Source organism: Bordetella genomosp. 2, from assembly GCF_002261345.1.
In the GTDB taxonomy this organism is placed as follows: domain Bacteria; phylum Pseudomonadota; class Gammaproteobacteria; order Burkholderiales; family Burkholderiaceae_B; genus Bordetella_A.
In genome coordinates this window covers 229286-249125 of the sequence record NZ_NEVT01000007.1, presented here as the reverse complement: position 1 = coordinate 249125, position 19840 = coordinate 229286, and the positions used below count along the sequence as shown (strand labels likewise).

The window sequence follows — 19840 nt, the reverse complement described above, 5'->3', positions numbered from 1 at the left end:
ATCAGTGGTATCCCTCGCCATGCCGCACCTTGCCGCGGAACACCCAGTAGGCCCAGCCGGTGTAGGTCAGCACCAGCGGGATGACGAGCAGCGCGCCGACCAGGGCGAAGCCCAGGCTCTGCGGCGGGCCGGCCGCCTGCCAGATGGTGATCGAGGGCGGTGTGACATGCGGCCACAGGCTGATGCCCAGCCCGCTGTAGCCCAGGAACACCAGGGCGAGGGTCAGCAGGAACGGCGCGGTCTGGGCGTCGGCGCGCAGCGCGGCCAGCAGCCGCCAGGCGGCCACCGCCACCAGCAGCGGCACCGGCGCGAACCAGAACAGATTGGGCAGGCTGAACCACCGGCTGGCGATGGCGGGGTGCGCCAGCGGGGTCCAGACGCTGATGACCGCGATGACCGCGAGCAGCGCCCAGACCAGGCGCCGGGCCATGCGCCGCAGTTGCCGCTGCAGGGCGCCCTCGGTCTTCATCACCAGCCAGGTGGCGCCCAGCAGCGCGTAGGCGATCGCCAGCCCCAGGCCGGTGAAGACGGGAAAGGGCGCCAGCCAGGCGAACGGGGCGCCGACATAGCGGTCATTGATGACCGGCAGTCCGTTCAGGAAAGCGCCCAGGGTGATGCCCTGGAACATCGTGGCCACAAGCGAGCCGCCCGCGAAGGCCTGGTCCCACAGGCGCCAGCGGCCGGGGCGCGCCTTGAAGCGGAACTCGAAGGCGACGCCGCGAAAGATCAGCCCCACCAGCATCAGCGTCAACGGCAGGTACAGCGCGCTGAGCACCACCGAATATGCCAGCGGGAAGGCCGCGAGCAGGCCGGCGCCGCCCAGCACCAGCCAGGTCTCGTTGCCGTCCCAGACCGGCGCCACGGTGTTCATCATGACGTCGCGGTCGGCCGCGTCCGGAAAGAACGGAAACAGCAGGCCGATACCGAGGTCGAAGCCGTCCATCACCACGTACATCATCACGCCGAACAGGATGATGATGGCCCACAGCAGCGGCAGGTCAATTCCCATGGGGCGCCTCCTCGTCGGCGGCCGAGAACGGCCGCATCGGCTGGCGCGGCTCGCCGGCGCCGCCCGGCCCCGGGTCGCCTCCGGCCTGCTGCGGGCCCGCGGCCAGCAGCCGCAGCCCATAGGCGGTGCCCGCGCCGAACACGGCCAGGTAGACGAGCACGAACAGCGCCAGCGTGAAACCGACCTCGCCCGCGTCGTGCGGCGAGACCGCATCGGCGGTGCGCTGCAATCCATAGACAACCCAGGGCTGGCGGCCGATCTCGGTGGTGTACCAGCCCGCCAGGATGGCGGCCAGCCCGGCCGGCGACATGGCGGCCGCGCAGCGCAGGAAGGCCCGCGCGCGGTACAGCCGCGCGCCGCGCCGCAGCCAGGCGCCCCACAGCGCCAGGGCGATCATCAGCAGGCCCAGGCCCACCATGATGCGGAAGGTCCAGAACACGATGGTCGAATTGGGGCGGTCCTCGGGCGGGAACGATTTCAGCGCCGGGATCTGGCCGTCCCAGCTGTGCGTCAGGATCAGGCTGCCCAGGCGCGGGATCTCGATCTTGTAATGGGTCGTCTCGGCCTGCATGTCGGGCCAGCCGAACAGGATCAGCGGCACCCCCGAGCCGGGCGGCGTCGGTTCCCAATGGCCTTCCATCGCCGCCAGCTTGGCCGGCTGGTGCCGCAGGGTATTGAGGCCGTGCAGGTCGCCCAGCAGCGCCTGCAGCGGCGCGCTGGCCAGCAGCATCCACATGGCCATCGACAGCATGGTGCGCACCGCCGGCGCGTCGCGGCCCTTGAGCAGGTGCCAGGCGGCCGTGCCGCCCACCATCAGCGCGGTGGCCAGGTAGGCCGCGACCACCATGTGGCTGAGGCGGTAAGGGAACGAGGGATTGAAGATGACCGCCAGCCAGTCGACCGGCACGACCCGGCCGTCGATGATCTCGTGGCCCTGCGGCGTCTGCATCCAGCTGTTCGAGGCGAGGATCCAGGTGGCCGAGATCAGGGTGCCCAGTGCCACCACGCAGGTTGACAGGAAGTGCAGGCCGGGCCCGACCCGCTTCAGCCCGAACAGCATCACGCCCAGGAAGCCGGCTTCCAGGAAGAAGGCGGTCAGCACTTCGTAGGCCAGCAGGGGGCCGGTGATGCTGCCGGCGAAGCGCGAGAAACCGCTCCAGTTGGTGCCGAACTGGTAGGCCATGACGATGCCGGACACCACGCCCATGGCGAAGGCCACCGCGAACGGCTTGAGCCAGAATTGATAGAGCGTCAGGTAGACCGGGCGGCCGGTGCGCAGCCATAGCGCTTCGAGCACGACCAGATAGCTCGCCAGGCCGATCGTCAGCGCCGGGAAGATGATGTGGAAGGAAATCGTGAACCCGAACTGGATCCGGGCAAGCAGCAGCGCGTCCATGTCCCTCCAGGGCCGGGCGGCCGTCCGGACGTTGTCGATGGCGCGTGCGTCAGCAATTTTCGTGCCGGTTTCAGCCGGGCCGGGCGGCGCGGCTCATGATGCCGACCGCCGCCAGCACGCATGCCGTGCCGGCCAACTGGCTGGGCGCGATCGTCTCGCCCAGCACGGCCGCGGCCAGCAGCAGCGCCGCGACGGGCGCCACCGCGGTGAACAGCGAGGCCTCGGCGCCGCTGACGCGCTCGGCGCCGGCGTACCACAGCAGGAAGCCCGCCACGGTCGGCACCACGGCGTAATAGGCCACCGCCGCCAGCGCGCCGGGTGTCGGCGCGCCGGGCGTTTCGAACAGCGCCGCCGCCGCGGCCACCGCCAGGCCGAGGGCCGTCATCAAGGTGGATTGCGCCAGCGGCCGCACCGGCTGGCGCAGGCGCTTGTTGAGCAAGATGAACAGGCTTTCGCAGACGATCGCCCCGAAGATGAGCGCATTGCCCAGCAGCGACTGCCGGCCGGCGCCGGCGTTGCCGTGCGCGGCGATGAAGAACACGCCGGCGGCGGCCAGGGCGATGGCGGCCAGCATGGCCGGCCGCGGCCGCTCGCCCAGCACCAGGATGGCGATCGCGGTCGACACCACCGGCAGGGTGCCGATGATGACGCCGGCATCGGCCGCCGAGGTATGGCGCAAGCCCAGTATCAGCAGCGCCGTGTAACCGACGCTGCCGGCGCCGGCCTGGATGGCCAGTATCGTCCAGTCGCGCGCGCCGGGCCGCGGCCAGGCCGTGCCGGTGGCGCGCATCAGCAACAGGAACAGCGGCAGCGCCAGCGCGAACCGCAGCGCGGTCGCGGTGAACGGCGGCAGGCCGGCGGCGATGAGCTTGCTGGCGACCACCGTGCTGCCCACCGTGACCATGGCCAGTGTCAGATAGAGATAGCCTTGTGTGCGCCGTGTCATGCCGTGCCGCGTCCTGTCAATGATGGAGCGCGCAGCTTAGGATGCGCGCGGCGCGCGCGTCTTGAACGCGATTGCAGGCGCCTCAGCGGGCGCCGGCGTAGCTGCCCGGCGTGATGCCGTACTGGCGCACGAACACGCGCGTCATGTGGCTCTGGTCGGCGAAACCGCTGGCCGCGGCGGCCTCCGACAGGGCCGCGCCGCCGGCGATCAGGCGCCGCGCCAGGCCGATGCGGCGCTGCAACTGGTAGGCGTGCGGCGTCAGGCCGGTGGCGCGCGCGAAGGCGCGCAGCACCTGGAAGCGGCTCAGGCCGCTGGCGTGGGCCAGGTCGGCCAGCGACAGCGCCGCCGCGGGGTCGTCGTCGATCAGCGCGCGGGCTCGCGCGATGGCGGCGGGCGGCGCGCCGCGCTGGCCTGCCGGGCGCAGTTCCAGCGTGCGCGCCAGCAGCGCCAGCAACAGCGATTCGGCCGCCGGGGTGGGCGCGCCCGGGCGCGGCGCGGTGGCGGCGGCATAGAGGCGCCGGAAGCCGTCGGCCGCGGCCCGGTCGCGTATCACGGGCTGGCCGAATTCACGCCAGCCGGGCCGGCCGGCGCCGATGTCGGCGACCGCCCCGGCCACCACGCCGGGGTCGAGGTACAGGATCGCCCAGCGCCGGCCCGCCTCGCCGATCGGCGCGCCGTCGTGCACTTCGCCGGGATTCACCGTGATGATGTCGCCCGGCCCGGCCTCTACCGGCCCGCGTCCGCTGTGCGATTTCTGCGCGCCGCGCGCGATCAGGCCGATGCCGAAATGTTCGTGGGTGTGGCGCGCGAAGGCGTGCCGCGTGTCGGCCTCGATGGCCTCGACGCCCGGCAGGGCGCAGGGCCGCCGCGCGAACTCGCCGCGCGCCATGCGGCTACCCGCGCGCGCCGCCGTACGCGGCCAGGCGGTCCACGTTAGCGGCCAGCTCGGCCTGCAGCTCGCGCATCAGTTCGGCCGCCGGCAGGCCGCGCGACAGCGCCGCGGCCTGGCCGGCCCACTGCGCGGCGAAGTCGGCGCTGCCGTGCGCCTTGGCGGCGGCGTGCAAGGCCTTGCCGGCATCGTAGGTGTAGGGATAGCCCGGCGTGGCCGGGCAGTCGGGCGCCTCGCCCAGGGCGGTCAGCCGGTTGGCGATGCCGCGCGCCAGCCGGCCGGAAATGGCGCGGGTCTGGACCGTCGAGATGGCGCCCGGGGCGAGCAAGGCTTCACGGTAGCGCGCATCGGCGGACGACTCAGGGCAGGCCACGAAGGCCGTGCCCAGTTGCGCGGCTTGCGCGCCCAGCGCCAGGACGGCGGCGATGCCGGCGCCGTCCATGATGCCGCCGGCGGCGACCACCGGCAGTTCCTGGCGCGCCGCCAGCAGGCGCGTCAGGGCCAGCGTGCCCAGGTGCTCGTCGTGGCCGGCCGGCTGGAAAATGCCGCGGTGGCCGCCGGCCTCGTCGCCCTGCGCGATGACGGCATCCAGGCCGGCGGCGGCGACCTGGGCCGCCTCGTCCAGGCTGGTGGCGCTGGCCATCAGGTAGATGCCCGCCTCGCGCAGCGCCGCGATGCGGTCGGCGCCGGGCAGGCCGAAATGGAAGCTGACCACCGCGGGCCGCTCGGCCAGCAGCACGTCCAGCATGGCGTCGTCGGCCACGAAGCTGGTGTAGATCTCGCGCAGCGTGGCCGGCGGCTGGGCGCCGAACTCGGCGAAGCTGGGCGCCAGGTATTCCAGCCAGCGCGCCTGCAGGGCCGGGTCGGCGGGATCGGGCGCGTGGCAGAACAGGTTCACGCCGAACGGCCGGTCGGTGAGGGCGCGCGTCTGGACGATGGCCTGCCGCGCGGCGGCCGCGTCGCTAGCGCCCAGCCCGAGCGAGCCGAGCCCGCCGGCGTTCGAGACGGCCGCGGCCAGCGCCGGGGTGCTGACGCCGGCCATGGGCGCCTGGATGATGGGAGTGGACAGGCCCAGGCGCTGGACCAGGCTGGGCGCGGAAGAGGCAGACGGCATGAGGATTCCTGTGCGGGCGGGGGATTTGCAAGCAACGGTACTTGAATGTGTACCGGATGCAAAGGGCGCCGGGTAGGGGCGTACGTATCGAAACAATCCTGCAATTTACGCCACTTGCCGGCCCGGCTACCATCCCGGGCTGTCCAGCATCCCCCAACCCAGCGCGCGGATACGGGAGCGCAGATGCGCAAGGCATTCGGCAAACTCAAGACCCGGCTTGCGACCGGTATCGGATCGACGGTGGCGGTTTGTACGGCGGCGCTCTATACCCTGCTGAGCGGCGGCCCGCCGCCGGCCGTCGCCCAGTACCAGGCCGGCACTCCGATCGAGGCGGGGCAGTGGCAGGTAGTGCCGCAGCGCGCCTGGGTCAGCCGGGACAAGAAAGTCCATGGCGTGCGGCTCGACGACGGCGAGCAGGCGCTGGTGCTCGAAGCCGATCTCAGCAACCGCACCAGCGCCTCGACCCGCGACTACAGCGAACTGCTGCGCCTGCATCCGCTGCCCGGCGTGGCGCTGGAAAAACCCGAGGTGGCGCTGGTGCGCGACGCGCGAGTGCTGCCGCTGCTGCACCCGGGCCTGGGCGAGCGGGTCGTGTACGTCTGGAAGCTGCCGGGCGCGGCGGCGCCGCCGGCCAGGCTGGAGCTGGACGTGATCGCCAAGACCTTCAAGCCGGTCGACAACCTGTACGGCACGCCCGGCTGGTTCAATCCGAAGGTGGTCGGCCAGGTGTCGCTGCCGCTGGAAGCGCCGGCCGACGCCGGCGGCGCGGCGGAGCAGGCTTCGTGAAGCGCCGCCTGGGCACGCTGGTGCTGGTTCTCGTGGCGGCCGCCGTGCTGTTCGCCATGCAGCACAGCACGCCGCGCTACGAAGACCTGACCGGGCCCATCCCGGTTTCCGGACGCATGCATGAAACGGTGCGCGCGCGCACGTTCGACATCGAGGTCGAGCGCGTCGAGTTCGCGCGCAAACTGCAGTACCACGGCAGCCTGGGCGGCGCGACCCTGCGCGAGAGCGCAGGCGTCTGGGCGGTCGTGACGGCCCGGCTGGCCGCCCGCGCCGAGTCGGTCAGCGTCACCCGGGCCGCCTGGCGCGGCCCGACCGGGATGCGCTACGAGCTGTCGGACCGCGTCAGCCTCGTCCCCGACCTGCCGCCCGTCGATGTGGACCCCGGCCTGCCGCGGCGCGGCCGCTTCGTTTTCGAGATCCGCCCCGACCAGGTCGGCGGCGCCACGCTGCTGGTTTCGCAAGGGCCTTTCCCGCAACTGGATTCCCAGGCGCAGATCGCGCTCGACCGCCTGCCGCTGGGCGCCGACGGCGCGCTGCTGATCCAGGACCTGCTCGACATGAACCCGCCCGGCGGAGCCAAGCCATGAGCGGCATCCCGGCCGACCCCCAGGCCCAGGCCGCCGGCCGGGCGGTCGCCTGCGCCATCGAGCGGCGCTGGCGGCGGCGCTGCATGGCGCTGCTGGTGCTGCTCCTGCCGCTGACGGCCGGCGTGGTCGCGTACGGCTCGATCCAGGCGTGGTGGCAAGGCCGCGACCTGATCGTGCGCGAGGTCGCCGACGGCGAGGCGGTCGAGTACGGGGGCGCCCGCTGGCAACTGAACGCCCTGCGCATGGCGCCGCTGCCGGCCGGCGGCCGCATCCCGGACAACGCCATGGGCGTGGTCGCCGACTTCGAGGTGAAGGTTCTCGACGCCGACCTGCCGCGCAACTGGCGCGGCTGCGGCATCCTGCTGCAGGACGGCGCGGGGCGCCGGTGGGACGGCGCCGACACGCTGCGCCTGCGCCTGCCGCGCTCGGCGGCGCGCAACTGCGTGGGCACCATGTACGGCGGCGCCAAGGCCGGCGACACGGTGCGCGTGCGCGAGGCGTTCCTGGTGCCGCGCGAGGCCGCCGACCAGGTGCGCGTCGTCGTGACGCTGGATCCGCAGCGGCCGCATTACCTGCGCTTTGCCCGGCCGCCCCAGCAGGTGGCGCCCTAGGCGAACCGGCGGCGGCCTCAGGCCGGCTGTCGCGGGGGTTGCGCCGGCCCGGGCGGCGGCGCCGCCGGCGCGGCGCGCCGCGCCGGCATCGAGAACGCGGTTTCCAGGATGGCGGCCAGGAAACAGATGCGCAGCGGCTCGATCAGCAGGCCGGTGGAAGAATCGCGGAACGGACTGCCCAGCAGCAGGGTCAGGCCGTGCGCCAGCACCTGCCAGCTGTCCAGGTCGTGCGCGCCGATCAGGCGGGTGGCGCCGATCCACAGCCAGGCGCTGCCCCAGTCGATCAGCCGGTAGCCGACGATCAGGGTCACCAGCAGCAGCACGCCGGAATTCAGCGTCAGCCGGATGCCGTTGGCCACCGGCAGGTAGCGCGAACGGTAGCCGCCGATGAAATGCATCACGAAGTCGCGCAGGAATTTCGGAATCGCCTGGTAGCGCTGGCCAAAGCGCTCGATGCGGTGGTGGATGCGCAGCAGTTCGCGGTCGTCGCGCACATCGTAGCCGTACACCAGCGCGGCCATGACCAGCCACACCACCGGCAGCAGCGCGTAGAAGAACAGCTTGACCAGCAGCGTGCCAGGCGCATCCGGCAGCGCATCGGCCGGCACCATGGCCGCGGCCGCGGCATGGGCATCGGCGATGGGCGCGGCCAGCAGGTTCAGGATGGCGCGCAGCACGTGCCAGATTTCCAGGTTCGAGAACCAGGTCCACAGGTCGCCTTTCCAGCGGCTGATGACGTACAAGCCGATCAGGATCCAGTTCGTCTCGCAGATGACCACCACCACCTGCCAGACCAGGCGGCCCGTGGCCTCGCGCATCCGCTTGGCCACCTTGCGCACCAGCCAGGATATGCCTACCGATACGAGCAGCCAGCGCGAATCCAGTGCGTCGAGAATCATGCCGTGCTGGCCGAGCGGGTCCAGGCTGAACGCCAGGCGCGAATACTGCCGCACGGTATCGCCCAGGAACCCCCAGGCGGCGTAATAGGCGAAGAAGGGCAGCAGCGCGATGGTGACCGCCGAGACCAGGCGGTTGGAGGGCCGTTCGGTATCCGCCGCGCCTCGCGCCGCCGCCTGGGCGGCGGCGAGGGCCGGCATGGCGGGCAGCAGGACTTGGAACATCAGCACCGTGACGATCAGGTGGGCCAGCGCCACCAGGGTCAGCACCGCCAGCCCGGCCAGGTGATTGGCGAAGCCGGTGTGCACGGCGGCCCCCAGCAGCACGTCGTTCGCCAGGACGCCGGCCAGGACCAGGCACATCAACTGCGGCCAGAAGCGCAGCCACAGGCGAAACGTCAATGCGAACGGCGCGGCGATCGACCCTGCTGGCATCCCGGTTCCCCTCCGTTGGAACCGGGCGATCTTAGCAAGCGCCGCGCGTGCGGCGTTGTATCTTTTTCCTTCGGGATGTCAGCGCCGCGGACGCGCATCGCGCGTGCGGGCGTACATCCAGAAATCGCGCGGCTCGCCGCGCACGACGCGATAGGCGGCCAGCAGGCCTTCCGCGTGGAAGCCGGCGCGTTCGAGCACGCGCCGCGACGCCAGATTGCTGTCCAGCACCGTGGCTTGCACGCGCTGCAAGCCGAGCGAACCGAGGGCCCATGCCGCGACGGCCGCGCAGGCGCGCGAGGCGATGCCGCGGTTCCATAGCTCGGGCGCCAGGTCGTAGGCGATCTCGGCGCGTTGATGCGGGGCCGATATTTCGTTGAAGCCGATCGTGCCGCGCAGGCGATCGCTGGCCGTGTCGGCAATCGCCAGCCGCACCGGTCCGGCCGGCTGGCCGGCCAGGCAGGCGGTGATCAGCTGTTCCAGGTCGGCCACGCCCGCCAGCCGCCAACTGGTATGGCGCGTGACCGCCGGGTCGCGGAGGTAGGCGTACCAGTCGGACGCGTCCTGCCGGCGCAGCACGCGCAATGCCAGGCCGTCGCTGCCGATGGCGGGCAGGGCGCCCGCGCCCAGGAAGGCTTGCAGTTCCATGGCGGCTCAGCGATGCGCCAGGATGTTCACCAGCTTGCCGAACGGGTCGCGCACATAGAAGCGCCGCACGCCCCAGGGTTCGTCGGCCGGACCGTATTCGATGGGAAAGCCGCCGGCGCGCAGGCGCCGCAGCGCCTCGTCCAGGTCGTCCACCTCGATCGACAGGTCGGGCACCGGGGTGTCCGAGCCGCCCTGCGTGGCGACGCTGAGCTGCACGGTCGCCTGGCGGTCCGTGCCGTAGGTGGCGAGCCAGCCGTGGTCCATCAGGACCTCGAGCCCCAGCGCCTCGTGGTAGAAGCGCCGCGCCGCGGCGATGTCGAGGGCCGGGATATTGGCGACGATGCGCTTGACTTGCATGGCGTTCTCCGGCGGCGCCGCCGGGCGGGGCGGCGCGCTGTCATGGTCATGAATGAATCTACCTGGATTATTGCCAATATTGACGACTTTTGACGCAGGCGGTACGGTAAGTGCACATTGCAGTCCGGCGATCGTCATGAAGGAACCCCTTTTATGGCATTCATCCCGCGCAAGCCTCCCAGGCCTCCTCCAAGGCGCACGAGCGTGTCGTAGCACCGCTTGACGCCTCCAGGAGTCTGCCGTGAGCTATTTCGTCGATCGCCTCAAATATTTCAGCCGCGTCCGCGAACCTTTCGCCGATGGCCACGGCAGCACGGTCAAGGAAGACCGCCGGTGGGAGCAGGCTTACCGCGACCGCTGGCAGCACGACAAGATCGTGCGCTCGACCCACGGGGTGAACTGCACGGGCTCCTGTTCGTGGAAGATCTACGTCAAGGGCGGCATCGTCACCTGGGAAACCCAGCAGACCGACTACCCGCGCACGCGGGCCGGCATGCCCAACCACGAGCCGCGCGGCTGTTCGCGCGGCGCGTCGTATTCCTGGTACTTGTACAGCGCCAACCGGGTCAAGTACCCGATGCTGCGCGGCCGCCTGGCGCGCCTGTGGCGCGAGGCGCGCAAGACCATGGCGCCGCTGGCGGCCTGGGAGCACATCTGCACCGCGCCGGGCCTGGCCGACAGCTACAAGCGCGTGCGCGGCATGGGCGGCTTCGTGCGCGCCACCTGGGACGAAGTCAATGAGCTGGTGGCCGCCGCCAATGTGTACACCATCAAGCGCTACGGCCCGGACCGCGTGGTCGGCTTTTCGCCGATCCCGGCCATGTCGATGGTGTCGTTCTCTGCCGGCAGCCGCTATCTGTCGCTGCTGGGCGGCACCATCCTGAGCTTCTACGACTGGTACTGCGACCTGCCGCCTTCCAGCCCGCAGACCTGGGGCGAACAGACCGACGTGGCGGAGTCGGCCGACTGGTACAACTCCAGCTTCATCATCATGTGGGGCTCGAACGTGCCGCAGACGCGCACGCCCGATGCCCACTTCATGGTGGAGGCGCGCTATCGCGGCGCCAAGATTGTGTCGATCTTCCCCGACTACGCCGAGGGCGCGAAGTTCGGCGACGTGTGGCTGCACCCGAAGCAGGGCACCGACGCCGCGCTGGCGCTGGCGATGGGCCACGTCATCCTCAAGGAGTTCCACCTCGAAGGCCGCAGCGAGTATTTCCGCGAGTACTGCCGGCAGTATTCCGACATGCCGTTCCTGGTGCGGCTGGTGCGCCAGGGCGACCGCTACGTGCCCGAGCGCATGCTGCGCGCCGCCGATTTCCCGGGGGCGCTGGGGCAGGCCAACAACCCGGTATGGAAGCCCGTCGCCTGTAATGACGCCACCGGCGAGGTGACGGCGCCGGCCGGCTCGATCGGGTTCCGCTGGGGGCAGCAGGAAGGCGGCGACCTGGGCAAGTGGAATCTCGACGCCAAGGACGCCGACGGCAACCCGCTGGCCCTGCGCCTGTCGCTGGTGGGCGCGCACGACGAAGTCGTGCCCGTGGCGTTCCCGTACTTCGGCGGCCGCCAGCACGACTATTTCCAGGGCACCGACCATCCCGAGGTGCTCGAGCGCAACATGGCGGCGCGCCGCCTGCAGACGACCGAGGGCGAGGTGCTGGCGGTCACCGTGTACGACCTGCTGATGGCCAACTACGGGCTCGACCGCGGGCTGGGCGGCGCCAATGTGGCGGCCTCGTACGACGACGACGTGCCCTACACCCCGGCCTGGCAGGAGCGCATTACCGGGGTCAAGCGCGACGACGTCATCACCGTGGCGCGGCAGTTCGCGCAGAATGCCGACAAGACGCGCGGCAAGTCGATGGTGATCCTGGGCGCCGGGTTGAATCACTGGTATCACATGGACATGGCCTACCGGGGCATCATCAACCTGGTGGTCATGTGCGGCTGCGTCGGGCAGTCGGGCGGCGGCTGGTGCCATTATGTGGGCCAGGAAAAGCTGCGGCCCCAGACCGGCTGGACCACGCTGGCGTTCGGGCTGGACTGGTGCCGTCCGCCGCGCCACATGAACGGCACGTCGTTCTTCTATGCGCACACCGACCAATGGCGCTACGAAAAACTGAAGGTGTCCGAGATCCTGTCGCCGCTGGCCGACCCCGCGGCGTTCCAGGGTTCGCTGATCGATTTCAACGTGCGCGCCGAGCGCATGGGCTGGCTGCCCTCGGCGCCGCAGCTGCAGACCAACCCGCTGCAGGTGGTGCGCGACGCCCGCCATGCCGGGCAGGAACCGGCGGCCTACGCCGTGCAGGCCCTGCGCGAAGGGCGGCTGAAGCTGGCCTGCGAAGATCCCGACCATCCCGACAACTACCCGCGCAACATGTTCGTGTGGCGCTCCAATTTGCTGGGTTCGTCAGGCAAGGGCCATGAATATTTCTTGAAGCACCTGCTGGGCACCGAACACGGCGTGCAGGGCAAGGACCTGGGGCAGGACGGCCAGGAAAAGCCCCGCGAGGTCGCCTGGCGCGACGAGGCACCGCAGGGCAAGCTCGACCTGCTGGTGACGCTGGATTTCCGCATGTCCACCACCGGCGTCTATTCCGACGTGGTGCTGCCCACCGCCACCTGGTACGAGAAGAACGACCTCAATACCTCGGACATGCACCCGTTCATCCATCCGCTGTCGGCGGCGGTGGACCCGGTATGGGAGTCGCGCAGCGACTGGGAAATCTACAAGGGCATCGCCCAGGCTTTCTCGGCCATCGCCGAGACCGAGCTGCCCGCCGCCCAGGACCTGGTGCTGACGCCGCTGCAGCACGACACCCCGGCCGAACTGGGCGACCCGTTCGGCGTGCGCGACTGGAAGCGCGGCGAGGCCGAGATGATCCCCGGCAAGACCATGCCGTCGCTGGCGGTGGTGGAACGCAACTACCCCGGGCTGTACAAGCAGTTCACCTCGCTGGGCCCGCTGACCCGCAAGCTGGGCGTGGGCGGCAAGGGCATCAACTGGCCGGCCGGCGAGGAATGCGACCTGCTGGGCCAGCTCAACTACCAGGTGGCCGAAGCGGGCGTCAGCCAGGGGCTGCCGCGCCTGGACACCGACATCGACGCCGCCGAGACCATCCTGGCCCTGGCGCCCGAGACCAACGGCGAGGTGGCGGTCAAGGCCTGGCAGGCGCTGTCGGCCTTCACGGGACGCGACCACACGCACCTGGCCCTTCCGCGCGAGCACGAGAAGATCCGCTACCGCGACCTGCAGGCCCAGCCGCGCAAGATCATCTCGTCGCCGACCTGGTCGGGGCTGGAGTCCGACCACGTCAGCTACAACGCCGGCTATACCAACGTGCACGAGCTGATTCCGTGGCGCACGCTGACCGGCCGCCAGCAGCTTTACCAGGACCACGCCTGGATGCGCGCTTTCGGCGAGGCGCTGTGCGTGTACCGCCCGCCGGTCGACACCAAGTCGATCAGCCCCATGCTGGAGGAGCGCTTCGGCAACGGCAACCCGCATGTGGTGCTGAACTTCATCACGCCGCACCAGAAGTGGGGCATCCACTCCACCTACACCGACAACCTGATCATGCTGACCTTGTCGCGCGGCGGGCCGATCCTGTGGATCTCCGAAAAGGACGCGGCCAGGGCTGGCATCGTCGACAACGACTGGATCGAGGCCTACAACGTCAACGGGGCGCTGGTGGCGCGCGTGGTGGTGAGCCAGCGCGTGCCGGAAGGCATGACGCTGATGTACCACGCGCAGGAGAAGATCGTGAACGTGCCGGGTTCCGAGATCACCGGCGCGCGCGGCGGCATCCACAACTCCGTGACGCGCGCGGTGCTCAAGCCCACCCACATGATCGGCGGCTATGCCCAGCTGTCGTACGGGCTGAACTACTACGGCACGGTGGGCTCGAATCGCGACGAGTTCGTGATCGTGCGCAAGATGAACCGGATCGACTGGCTGGAACAGCCGCGCAGCGCGCCGGCCGGCCAGGCCCATGCCTGAGCAGCGGAGACGACCATGAAAGTACGAGCGCAGATCGCCATGGTGCTGAACCTGGACAAATGCATTGGCTGCCATACCTGTTCGGTCACCTGCAAGAACGTCTGGACCTCGCGCGGCGGCATGGAATACGCCTGGTTCAACAACGTCGAGACCAAGCCGGGCATCGGCTACCCCAAGGACTGGGAAAACCAGGACCGCTGGAACGGCGGCTGGAAGCGCACCGCCGCCGGCCGCATCGAGCCGCGCCAGGGCGGCAAGCTGCGGCTGCTGGCCAATATCTTCGCCAACCCCAATCTGCCGGAGATCGACGACTACTACGAGCCATTCACCTTCGACTACGAGCATCTGCACAACGCGCCCGAGCTGCAGGCCGCGCCCACCGCGCGGCCGCGTTCGCTGATCACCGGCCGGCGCATGGAGAAGATCGAGTGGGGCCCCAACTGGGAGGAGATCCTGGGCGGCGAGTTCGCCAAGCGTTCGCAGGACTACAACTTCGAGGACGTGCAGAAGGATATCTACGGGCAGTTCGAGAATACCTTCATGATGTACCTGCCGCGGCTGTGCGAGCATTGCCTGAACCCGAGCTGCGTGGCGAGCTGTCCGTCCGGCTCAATCTACAAGCGCGAAGAAGACGGCATCGTGCTGATCGACCAGGACAAGTGCCGCGGCTGGCGCATGTGCGTGTCGGGCTGTCCCTACAAGAAAATCTACTACAACTGGCAGAGCGGCAAGGCCGAGAAGTGCATCTTCTGCTATCCGCGCATCGAGGCCGGCCAGCCCACCGTCTGTTCGGAGACCTGCGTGGGCCGCATCCGCTACCTGGGCGTGCTGCTGTATGACGCCGATCGCATCGAGCGCGCCGCCTCGGTCGAGGACGAAAAGGCGCTGTACGAGGCGCAGCTGGAGGTTTTCCTGGACCCGGGCGACCCGGCGGTAATCGCGCAGGCGCTGGCCGACGGCGTGCCGCAGTCCTGGCTGGACGCGGCGCGCCACTCGCCCACCTACAAGATGGCGGTGGAATGGCGCATCGCCTTCCCCCTGCATCCGGAGTACCGCACCCTGCCCATGGTGTGGTACGTGCCGCCGCTGTCGCCGATCCAGGCGGCCGCCAACAGCGGCGATATCGGCGCCTTCGGCGAGATCCCCGACGTGAAATCGCTGCGCATCCCGCTGCGCTACCTGGCCAACATGCTGACCGCCGGCGACGAGGCGCCGGTGGCGCTGGCGCTGGAGCGCCTGCTGGCCATGCGCGCCTTCATGCGGGCCCGCACGGTGGACGGCGAGGAGCGCGCCGACATCCTGCGCCAGGTGGGGCTGAGCACCGCGCAGGTCGAGGACATGTACCGCTACCTGGCGATCGCCAACTACGAAGACCGCTTCGTCATTCCCACCTCGCACCGCGAGTATGCCGAGAATGCCTTCGACATGCGCGGCGGCTGCGGCTTCTCGTTCGGCAACGGCTGCTCGGGCGGCGTGTCGCAGGGCAGCCTGTTCGGCAGCAAGCCGCGCGGCGACGCCCAGCAGGTGGTGTTCATGGAAGTCCAGCGCGACAAGGTAGCGGGGTAGCGCGGCCATGACGATGCCCGCCACTCCCGTCTACGCCGTCCTGTCGGCGCTGCTGGCGTATCCGGACGCCGAGCTGCTGGCGGCGCTGCCCGAGCTGCGCGCCGCGCTGGAGCCGGCGCGCCGCGCCGAACTGGAGCCGGTCTTCGCCCTGCTGGAAAGCGGGGGCGACCTGATCGAGCTGCAGGAGCAATACGTCGCCACGTTCGACCGGCGGCCGGCCCATTCCCTGTACCTGTTCGAGCACATCCACGGCGAGTCGCGCGACCGCGGCCAGGCCATGGTCGAGCTGCGCGAGGAATACCTGCGCCACGGGCTGGTGCTGGACACCACCGAACTGCCCGACTACGTGCCGCTGTTCCTGGAGTTCCTGGCCCAGATCCCGCCGCCGGCGGCGGCCGCGCTGCTGGGCGACGCGATCCACGTGCTGGCCCGCATCGGCGGCAAGCTGGCCGAGGCCGGCAGCCCTTATGCGGCGGTGTTCGCGGTGCTGCGCGGCCTGACGGACACGGTGCCGCAGCCGCTGCCCGAGCCGCCGGAGGGCGAGCTGGAAGAAACCATGGTGACATTCGGTCCCGGCGCCGGCGGCACCGAGCCGGCGCTGCGTCCCGCCGCCCCGGCGGCGCAGCCGGTGCATTTCTACGATACCGACCCCAGGCGGGCGCCGGCCGCGCCCGCGCAACGGTAAGGAGAACAGCATGGCCGCTCATGTCCATTACTTCTTCTTCGGCGTGTATCCCTACATCGCCCTGGCGGTGTTCCTGTTCGGCAGCCTGGCGCGCTTCGAGCGCGAACAGTACACGTGGAAGAGCGATTCCAGCCAGATGCTCAAGCGCGGCGCGCTGCGCTGGGGCAGCAACCTGTTCCACATCGGCATCATCGCGCTGTTCTTCACGCACCTGTTCGGCCTGCTGACCCCGCCGGCCGTCTACCACGCGCTGGGCCTGAGCACGGGATTCAAGCAGATGCTGGCGGTGGTGGTGGGAGCGGTCCTGGGAGTGGTGTGCCTGGCCGGCCTGCTCATCCTGATCTACCGGCGCCTGTCCGAGCCGCGCCTGGTGGCCACGTCGCGCTTTTCCGACTGGCTCACGCTGTTCTGGATTCTGATCGTGCTGTCGCTGGGCCTGTTGTCCATCTTCACCTCGGCCAAGCACGAGGACGGCGCGCTAATGCTGCTGCTGGGCGAGTGGGCCCAGCGCATCGTCACCTTCCGGGCCGGCGCCGCCGACGTGGTGGCCGGCGTGCCATGGGTGTACCAGTGGCACATGGTGCTGGGCATGACGCTGTTCCTGATCTTTCCGTTCACGCGGCTGGTGCACGTGTGGAGCGGCTTCGCGTCGCTGGGCTACCTGGGCCGGGCCTGGCAACTGGTGCGGTCGCGTTGAGGGCGCGCATGATTTCCGTCAACGGCGTCGCCATCGACGAGGCGCGGCTGCAGGCCGAACTGCCGCGCCACCAGGACGAGGCCGATCCGCTGCAGAGCGCCGGCCGTGAACTGGTCCTGCGCGAACTGCTGCTGCAGCGCGCCCGCGCGCTGGGCCTGGCCGGGCATGACGAAGAGGCGGCGGTGCGCGCCGTGCTGGCGGCCGAGGTCCGCACCCCGGAGGCCGACGAGGCCGCCTGCCGGCGCTACTACGAGCAGCATCCGGCGCAGTTCCTGAGCGGCGCGCTGGTGGAGGTGTGTCACATCCTATTCCAGCTGACGCCGCGCGTGAATCCCCAGCAACTGCGCGCGCGCGCCGGCGAGATCCTGCAGCAGCTGCACGGCGCCGCGCCCGGCGCATTCGCCGATTTCGCGCGCCAGTATTCCAACTGCCCCTCGGCGCAGCAAGGCGGCCGGCTTGGCGACGTCAGCCGCGGCGCCACCGTGCCCGAGTTCGAGCAGGTGGTGTTCGCCATGCCGGCGCACACCTTGCTGGACCGGCTGGTGCAGACCCGCCATGGCTTCCATATCGTGCGCAGCGGGCGCAAGGTCGAAGGCGCGCCGATGGCCTTCGAGGACGTGCACGCGCGTATTGCCGGGTGGCTGGCGCAGGCCTCCGAGCGGCGCGCCACGCACCAGTACCTGCGGTGGCTGGTGGGGCAGGCCCGCATCGAGGGCCTGGACATGCCCGGTGCCGATTCGCCCCTGCTGCAATAACCCGGTTTTCCTCCTTCCACCGACCAGGGAGAGCGCGATGAGCAACCGCCCCAGGGCTTATGCGGTCTTGTACAGCAGCACCTTCGCATTCATGGTGTGCTTCGTGGTGTGGATGATGTTCGGCGTGCTGGGCATCCGCATTCGCCAGGAGCTGGGCCTGAACGCGTTCCAGTTCGGCCTGCTGACTTCGACGCCGGTGCTGACCGGCGCCATTTTCCGCCTGCCGCTCGGCCTGTGGACCGACCGCTACGGCGGCCGCATCGTGATGACGGTGCTGCTGGCGGGCTGCGCGATCCCGGTGTACCTGGTCAGTTACGCCGAGGCGCTGTGGCAGTTCCTGGTGATCGGCCTGTTCCTGGGCCTGGTGGGCGCGTCGTTCGCCGTCGGCACGCCGTATGTATCGCGCTTTTTCTCGCCGGAGCGCAAGGGCTTCGCCATGGGCTTCTTCGGCGCCGGCACCGTGGGGGCGGCGGTCAACCTGTTCATCACGCCGGTCCTGCTGGAAACCTACGGCTGGCGCATGGTGCCGAAGATCTACGCGGTGTCCCTGCTGGTCACGGCCGCGCTCTTCTGGCTGGTCGCGGCGCCCGATCCCGGGGCGGGGCAGGCCGGCGGCAAGCTGGCCGACCAGTTCAAGGTACTGAAGAACCCGCGGGTGTGGCGCTATTGCCAGTACTACTCCATCACCTTCGGCGGCTTCACGGCGCTGTCGCTGTGGATACCGCAGTACTTCCAGGCCGAGTACAACCTGACGCTGGTGGCCGCCTCGGCGCTGGCGGCCGGTTTCTCGCTGCCGGGCGCGGTGCTGCGCGCCGTGGGCGGCGGCCTGGCGGACCGCTTCGGCGCCCACAAGATGACCTGGTGGTGCCTGTGGGTGGCGTGGATCTGCCTGTTCCTGCTGTCCTATCCCAACACCACCCTGACCGTGCAGACGCTGCACGGGCCGGAGGCTTTCCATATTTACCTGCCGGTCTGGCTGTTCACGCTGCTGCTGTTCGTGCTGGGCGCGATGTTCGCGTTCGGCATGGCGTCCACCTTCAAATACGTGGCCGACGATTTTCCCGACAACATGGGGGTGGTGACCGGCATCGTGGGCCTGGCCGGCGGCGTGGGCGGGTTCCTCCTGCCGCTGATGTTCGGCGCCATGGCGGACCTGCTGCAGATCCGCTCCAGCTGCTTCATGCTGCTCTACGGCGTGGTGTGGGTGTCGCTGATCGTGATGTACGTCGCCGAGGTCAGGAAGGTGGAAATCTCCGGCGCAGTGGCGCGGGAACCCTGAACCCTCCCAGCCCTTGGCAGGTGTCTGACACCGCAAGGGTGTCAGACACCTCGGTAAGCAAGCGGCGCGGCAGCCCGGGGCCCGATGTTGCGTGACAACCCGGCGCCGCGTCAGCCGCGCGCCGCCACTGCCCGCAGGTACTGCACCGGCCATTGCGTCGGCGCATCCAGTTCCGCCGCCGCCCGCAGGGGCCAATACGGGTCCCGCAGCAGTTCGCGCGCCAGCAGCACCATATCCGCGCTGCCGTCGCGCAGGATCTGCTCGGCCTGCGCCGCCTGGGTGATCAGCCCCACCGCGGCGGTGGCTACCTCGGCTTCGCGGCGGATCCGTTCGGCCAGGGGCACCTGGTAGCCCGGCGCGGCCTCGCCCTGCGACCCCGGCACGATCGACCCGCTGGAACAATCCACCAGGTCCACGCCCAGGGCCTTCATGCGGCGCGCCAGCTCGACCGACTGCGCCACATCCCAGCCGCCTTCGAGCCAGTCGGTGGCCGACAGCCGCACGAACAGCGGCAGGTCCCGCGGCCATGCCTCGCGCACCGCGGCCGCCACGCGCAGCGGCGCCCGGATGCGCGCATCGAACGAACCGCCGTAGGCGTCGGCGCGGCGGTTGCTCAGCGGCGACAGGAACTGGTGCATCAGGTAGCCGTGCCCCATGTGCAGTTCGACCACTTGCATGCCGGCGGCGCGGCTGCGCTGGGCCGCCGCGGCGAAATCGTCGACGACCTGGGTGATGTCGGCCTCGCTCATTTCCGCCGGCAGCGGGTAGACATCGTTGAAGGGCACCGGACTGGGCGCGCGCACCGGCCAGCCGCCTTGTTCCGGCGCCACGGCCTGGCGGCCCTGCCACGGCACCTGCGTGGAGCCCTTGCGGCCGGCGTGGGCCAGCTGGATGGCGGGCACCGCGCCCTGTTCGGCGATGAACTGCGCGATGGGCGCGAGCGCGGCCGCGTGCGCGTCGCTCCAGATGCCGAGGTCGGCGGGGCTGATGCGGCCTTCGGGCGACACGGCCGAGGCTTCCACCATGACCATGCCGGCGCCGCCCACCGCCCGGCTGCCCAGGTGGACCAGGTGCCAGTTGCTGGCCAGGCCGTCGCGGCAGGAATATTGGCACATCGGCGCGACGCCGATGCGGTTCTTGAACGTCACGCTGCGCAGTTGCAGCGGGGTAAACAACAGGCTGGGCAT

At 70.2% G+C, this 19840-nt stretch carries 18 protein-coding genes; 9 read left to right on the top strand and 9 right to left on the bottom strand.

The window, feature by feature from the left end; all coding sequences use genetic code 11:
* Position 1: 1 nt before the first annotated feature.
* The 5 genes from cydB to CAL24_RS17895 all read right to left on the bottom strand — a co-directional run bounded on the left by cydB (position 2) and on the right by CAL24_RS17895 (position 5354).
* Positions 2–1009, bottom strand: a complete 1008-nt coding sequence (gene cydB, locus CAL24_RS17915) for a cytochrome d ubiquinol oxidase subunit II (RefSeq protein ID WP_094807442.1) — start codon at positions 1007–1009, stop codon at positions 2–4.
* Complete coding sequence (locus tag CAL24_RS17910; protein WP_028352967.1) at positions 999–2405, bottom strand: cytochrome ubiquinol oxidase subunit I; 1407 nt, start codon at positions 2403–2405, stop codon at positions 999–1001. Before CAL24_RS17910 ends, cydB begins: the two co-directional genes overlap by 11 nt.
* Positions 2406–2475: 70 nt before the next feature.
* Entirely contained in the window at positions 2476–3351 is an 876-nt protein-coding gene (locus tag CAL24_RS17905) for a DMT family transporter (protein WP_094807441.1), read from the bottom strand.
* Between the two features lie 82 nt (positions 3352–3433).
* A complete protein-coding gene (locus CAL24_RS17900; RefSeq protein ID WP_094807440.1) occupies positions 3434–4240 on the bottom strand; it encodes an AraC family transcriptional regulator in 807 nt (268 codons plus the stop codon).
* A gap of 4 nt (positions 4241–4244) precedes the next feature.
* Positions 4245–5354 carry an NAD(P)H-dependent flavin oxidoreductase gene (locus CAL24_RS17895; RefSeq protein ID WP_094807439.1) on the bottom strand — a complete coding sequence of 370 codons (1110 nt, stop codon included), beginning with the start codon at positions 5352–5354 and terminating at the stop codon, positions 4245–4247.
* A 183-nt stretch (positions 5355–5537) separates the two neighbouring features.
* On the opposite strand from CAL24_RS17895, the gene CAL24_RS17890 reads away from it, so the two are divergent.
* Genes CAL24_RS17890 through CAL24_RS17880 form a run of 3 tightly spaced genes read left to right on the top strand, consistent with a single transcriptional unit; the run spans position 5538 to position 7338 of the window.
* Positions 5538–6140, top strand: coding sequence for a hypothetical protein (locus CAL24_RS17890; protein WP_094807438.1), 603 nt, complete (start codon positions 5538–5540; stop codon positions 6138–6140).
* Entirely contained in the window at positions 6137–6727 is a 591-nt protein-coding gene (locus CAL24_RS17885) for a hypothetical protein (protein WP_028352972.1), read from the top strand. Before CAL24_RS17890 ends, CAL24_RS17885 begins: the two co-directional genes overlap by 4 nt.
* Entirely contained in the window at positions 6724–7338 is a 615-nt protein-coding gene (locus CAL24_RS17880) for a hypothetical protein (RefSeq protein WP_094807437.1), read from the top strand. Before CAL24_RS17885 ends, CAL24_RS17880 begins: the two co-directional genes overlap by 4 nt.
* 17 nt (positions 7339–7355) lie before the next feature.
* Here the strand turns inward: CAL24_RS17880 and CAL24_RS17875 are convergent, their stop codons facing one another.
* The 3 genes from CAL24_RS17875 to CAL24_RS17865 all read right to left on the bottom strand — a co-directional run bounded on the left by CAL24_RS17875 (position 7356) and on the right by CAL24_RS17865 (position 9671).
* Positions 7356–8669 carry a hypothetical protein gene (locus CAL24_RS17875; RefSeq protein ID WP_094807436.1) on the bottom strand — a complete coding sequence of 438 codons (1314 nt, stop codon included), beginning with the start codon at positions 8667–8669 and terminating at the stop codon, positions 7356–7358.
* 78 nt (positions 8670–8747) lie between these two features.
* Positions 8748–9314, bottom strand: coding sequence for a GNAT family N-acetyltransferase (locus tag CAL24_RS17870; protein ID WP_094807435.1), 567 nt, complete (start codon positions 9312–9314; stop codon positions 8748–8750).
* A gap of 6 nt (positions 9315–9320) precedes the next feature.
* A complete protein-coding gene (locus tag CAL24_RS17865; protein WP_094807434.1) occupies positions 9321–9671 on the bottom strand; it encodes a VOC family protein in 351 nt (116 codons plus the stop codon).
* 241 nt (positions 9672–9912) lie between these two features.
* Between CAL24_RS17865 and CAL24_RS17860 the strand changes: the two genes are divergently transcribed.
* Genes CAL24_RS17860 through CAL24_RS17835 form a run of 6 tightly spaced genes read left to right on the top strand, consistent with a single transcriptional unit; the run spans position 9913 to position 18653 of the window.
* Complete coding sequence (locus CAL24_RS17860; protein WP_094807433.1) at positions 9913–13671, top strand: nitrate reductase subunit alpha; 3759 nt, start codon at positions 9913–9915, stop codon at positions 13669–13671.
* A 15-nt stretch (positions 13672–13686) separates the two neighbouring features.
* Positions 13687–15237 (top strand): nitrate reductase subunit beta, encoded by a 1551-nt coding sequence (gene narH, locus CAL24_RS17855; protein WP_094807432.1) that lies wholly within the window; start codon positions 13687–13689, stop codon positions 15235–15237.
* Positions 15238–15250: 13 nt separating this feature from the next.
* Positions 15251–15922 carry a nitrate reductase molybdenum cofactor assembly chaperone gene (gene narJ, locus CAL24_RS17850; RefSeq protein WP_094807576.1) on the top strand — a complete coding sequence of 224 codons (672 nt, stop codon included), beginning with the start codon at positions 15251–15253 and terminating at the stop codon, positions 15920–15922.
* A gap of 10 nt (positions 15923–15932) precedes the next feature.
* Positions 15933–16619, top strand: coding sequence for a respiratory nitrate reductase subunit gamma (gene narI, locus CAL24_RS17845; RefSeq protein ID WP_028352980.1), 687 nt, complete (start codon positions 15933–15935; stop codon positions 16617–16619).
* 8 nt (positions 16620–16627) lie between these two features.
* Positions 16628–17374, top strand: a complete 747-nt coding sequence (locus CAL24_RS17840; RefSeq protein WP_094807431.1) for a peptidylprolyl isomerase — start codon at positions 16628–16630, stop codon at positions 17372–17374.
* A 37-nt stretch (positions 17375–17411) separates the two neighbouring features.
* On the top strand, positions 17412–18653 hold the full coding sequence (locus CAL24_RS17835) for an MFS transporter (RefSeq protein WP_094807430.1): 1242 nt from the start codon (positions 17412–17414) through the stop codon (positions 18651–18653).
* A gap of 110 nt (positions 18654–18763) precedes the next feature.
* Here CAL24_RS17835 and CAL24_RS17830 read toward each other — a convergent pair whose 3' ends face one another.
* A complete protein-coding gene (locus CAL24_RS17830; RefSeq protein WP_094807429.1) occupies positions 18764–19840 on the bottom strand; it encodes an NADH:flavin oxidoreductase/NADH oxidase in 1077 nt (358 codons plus the stop codon).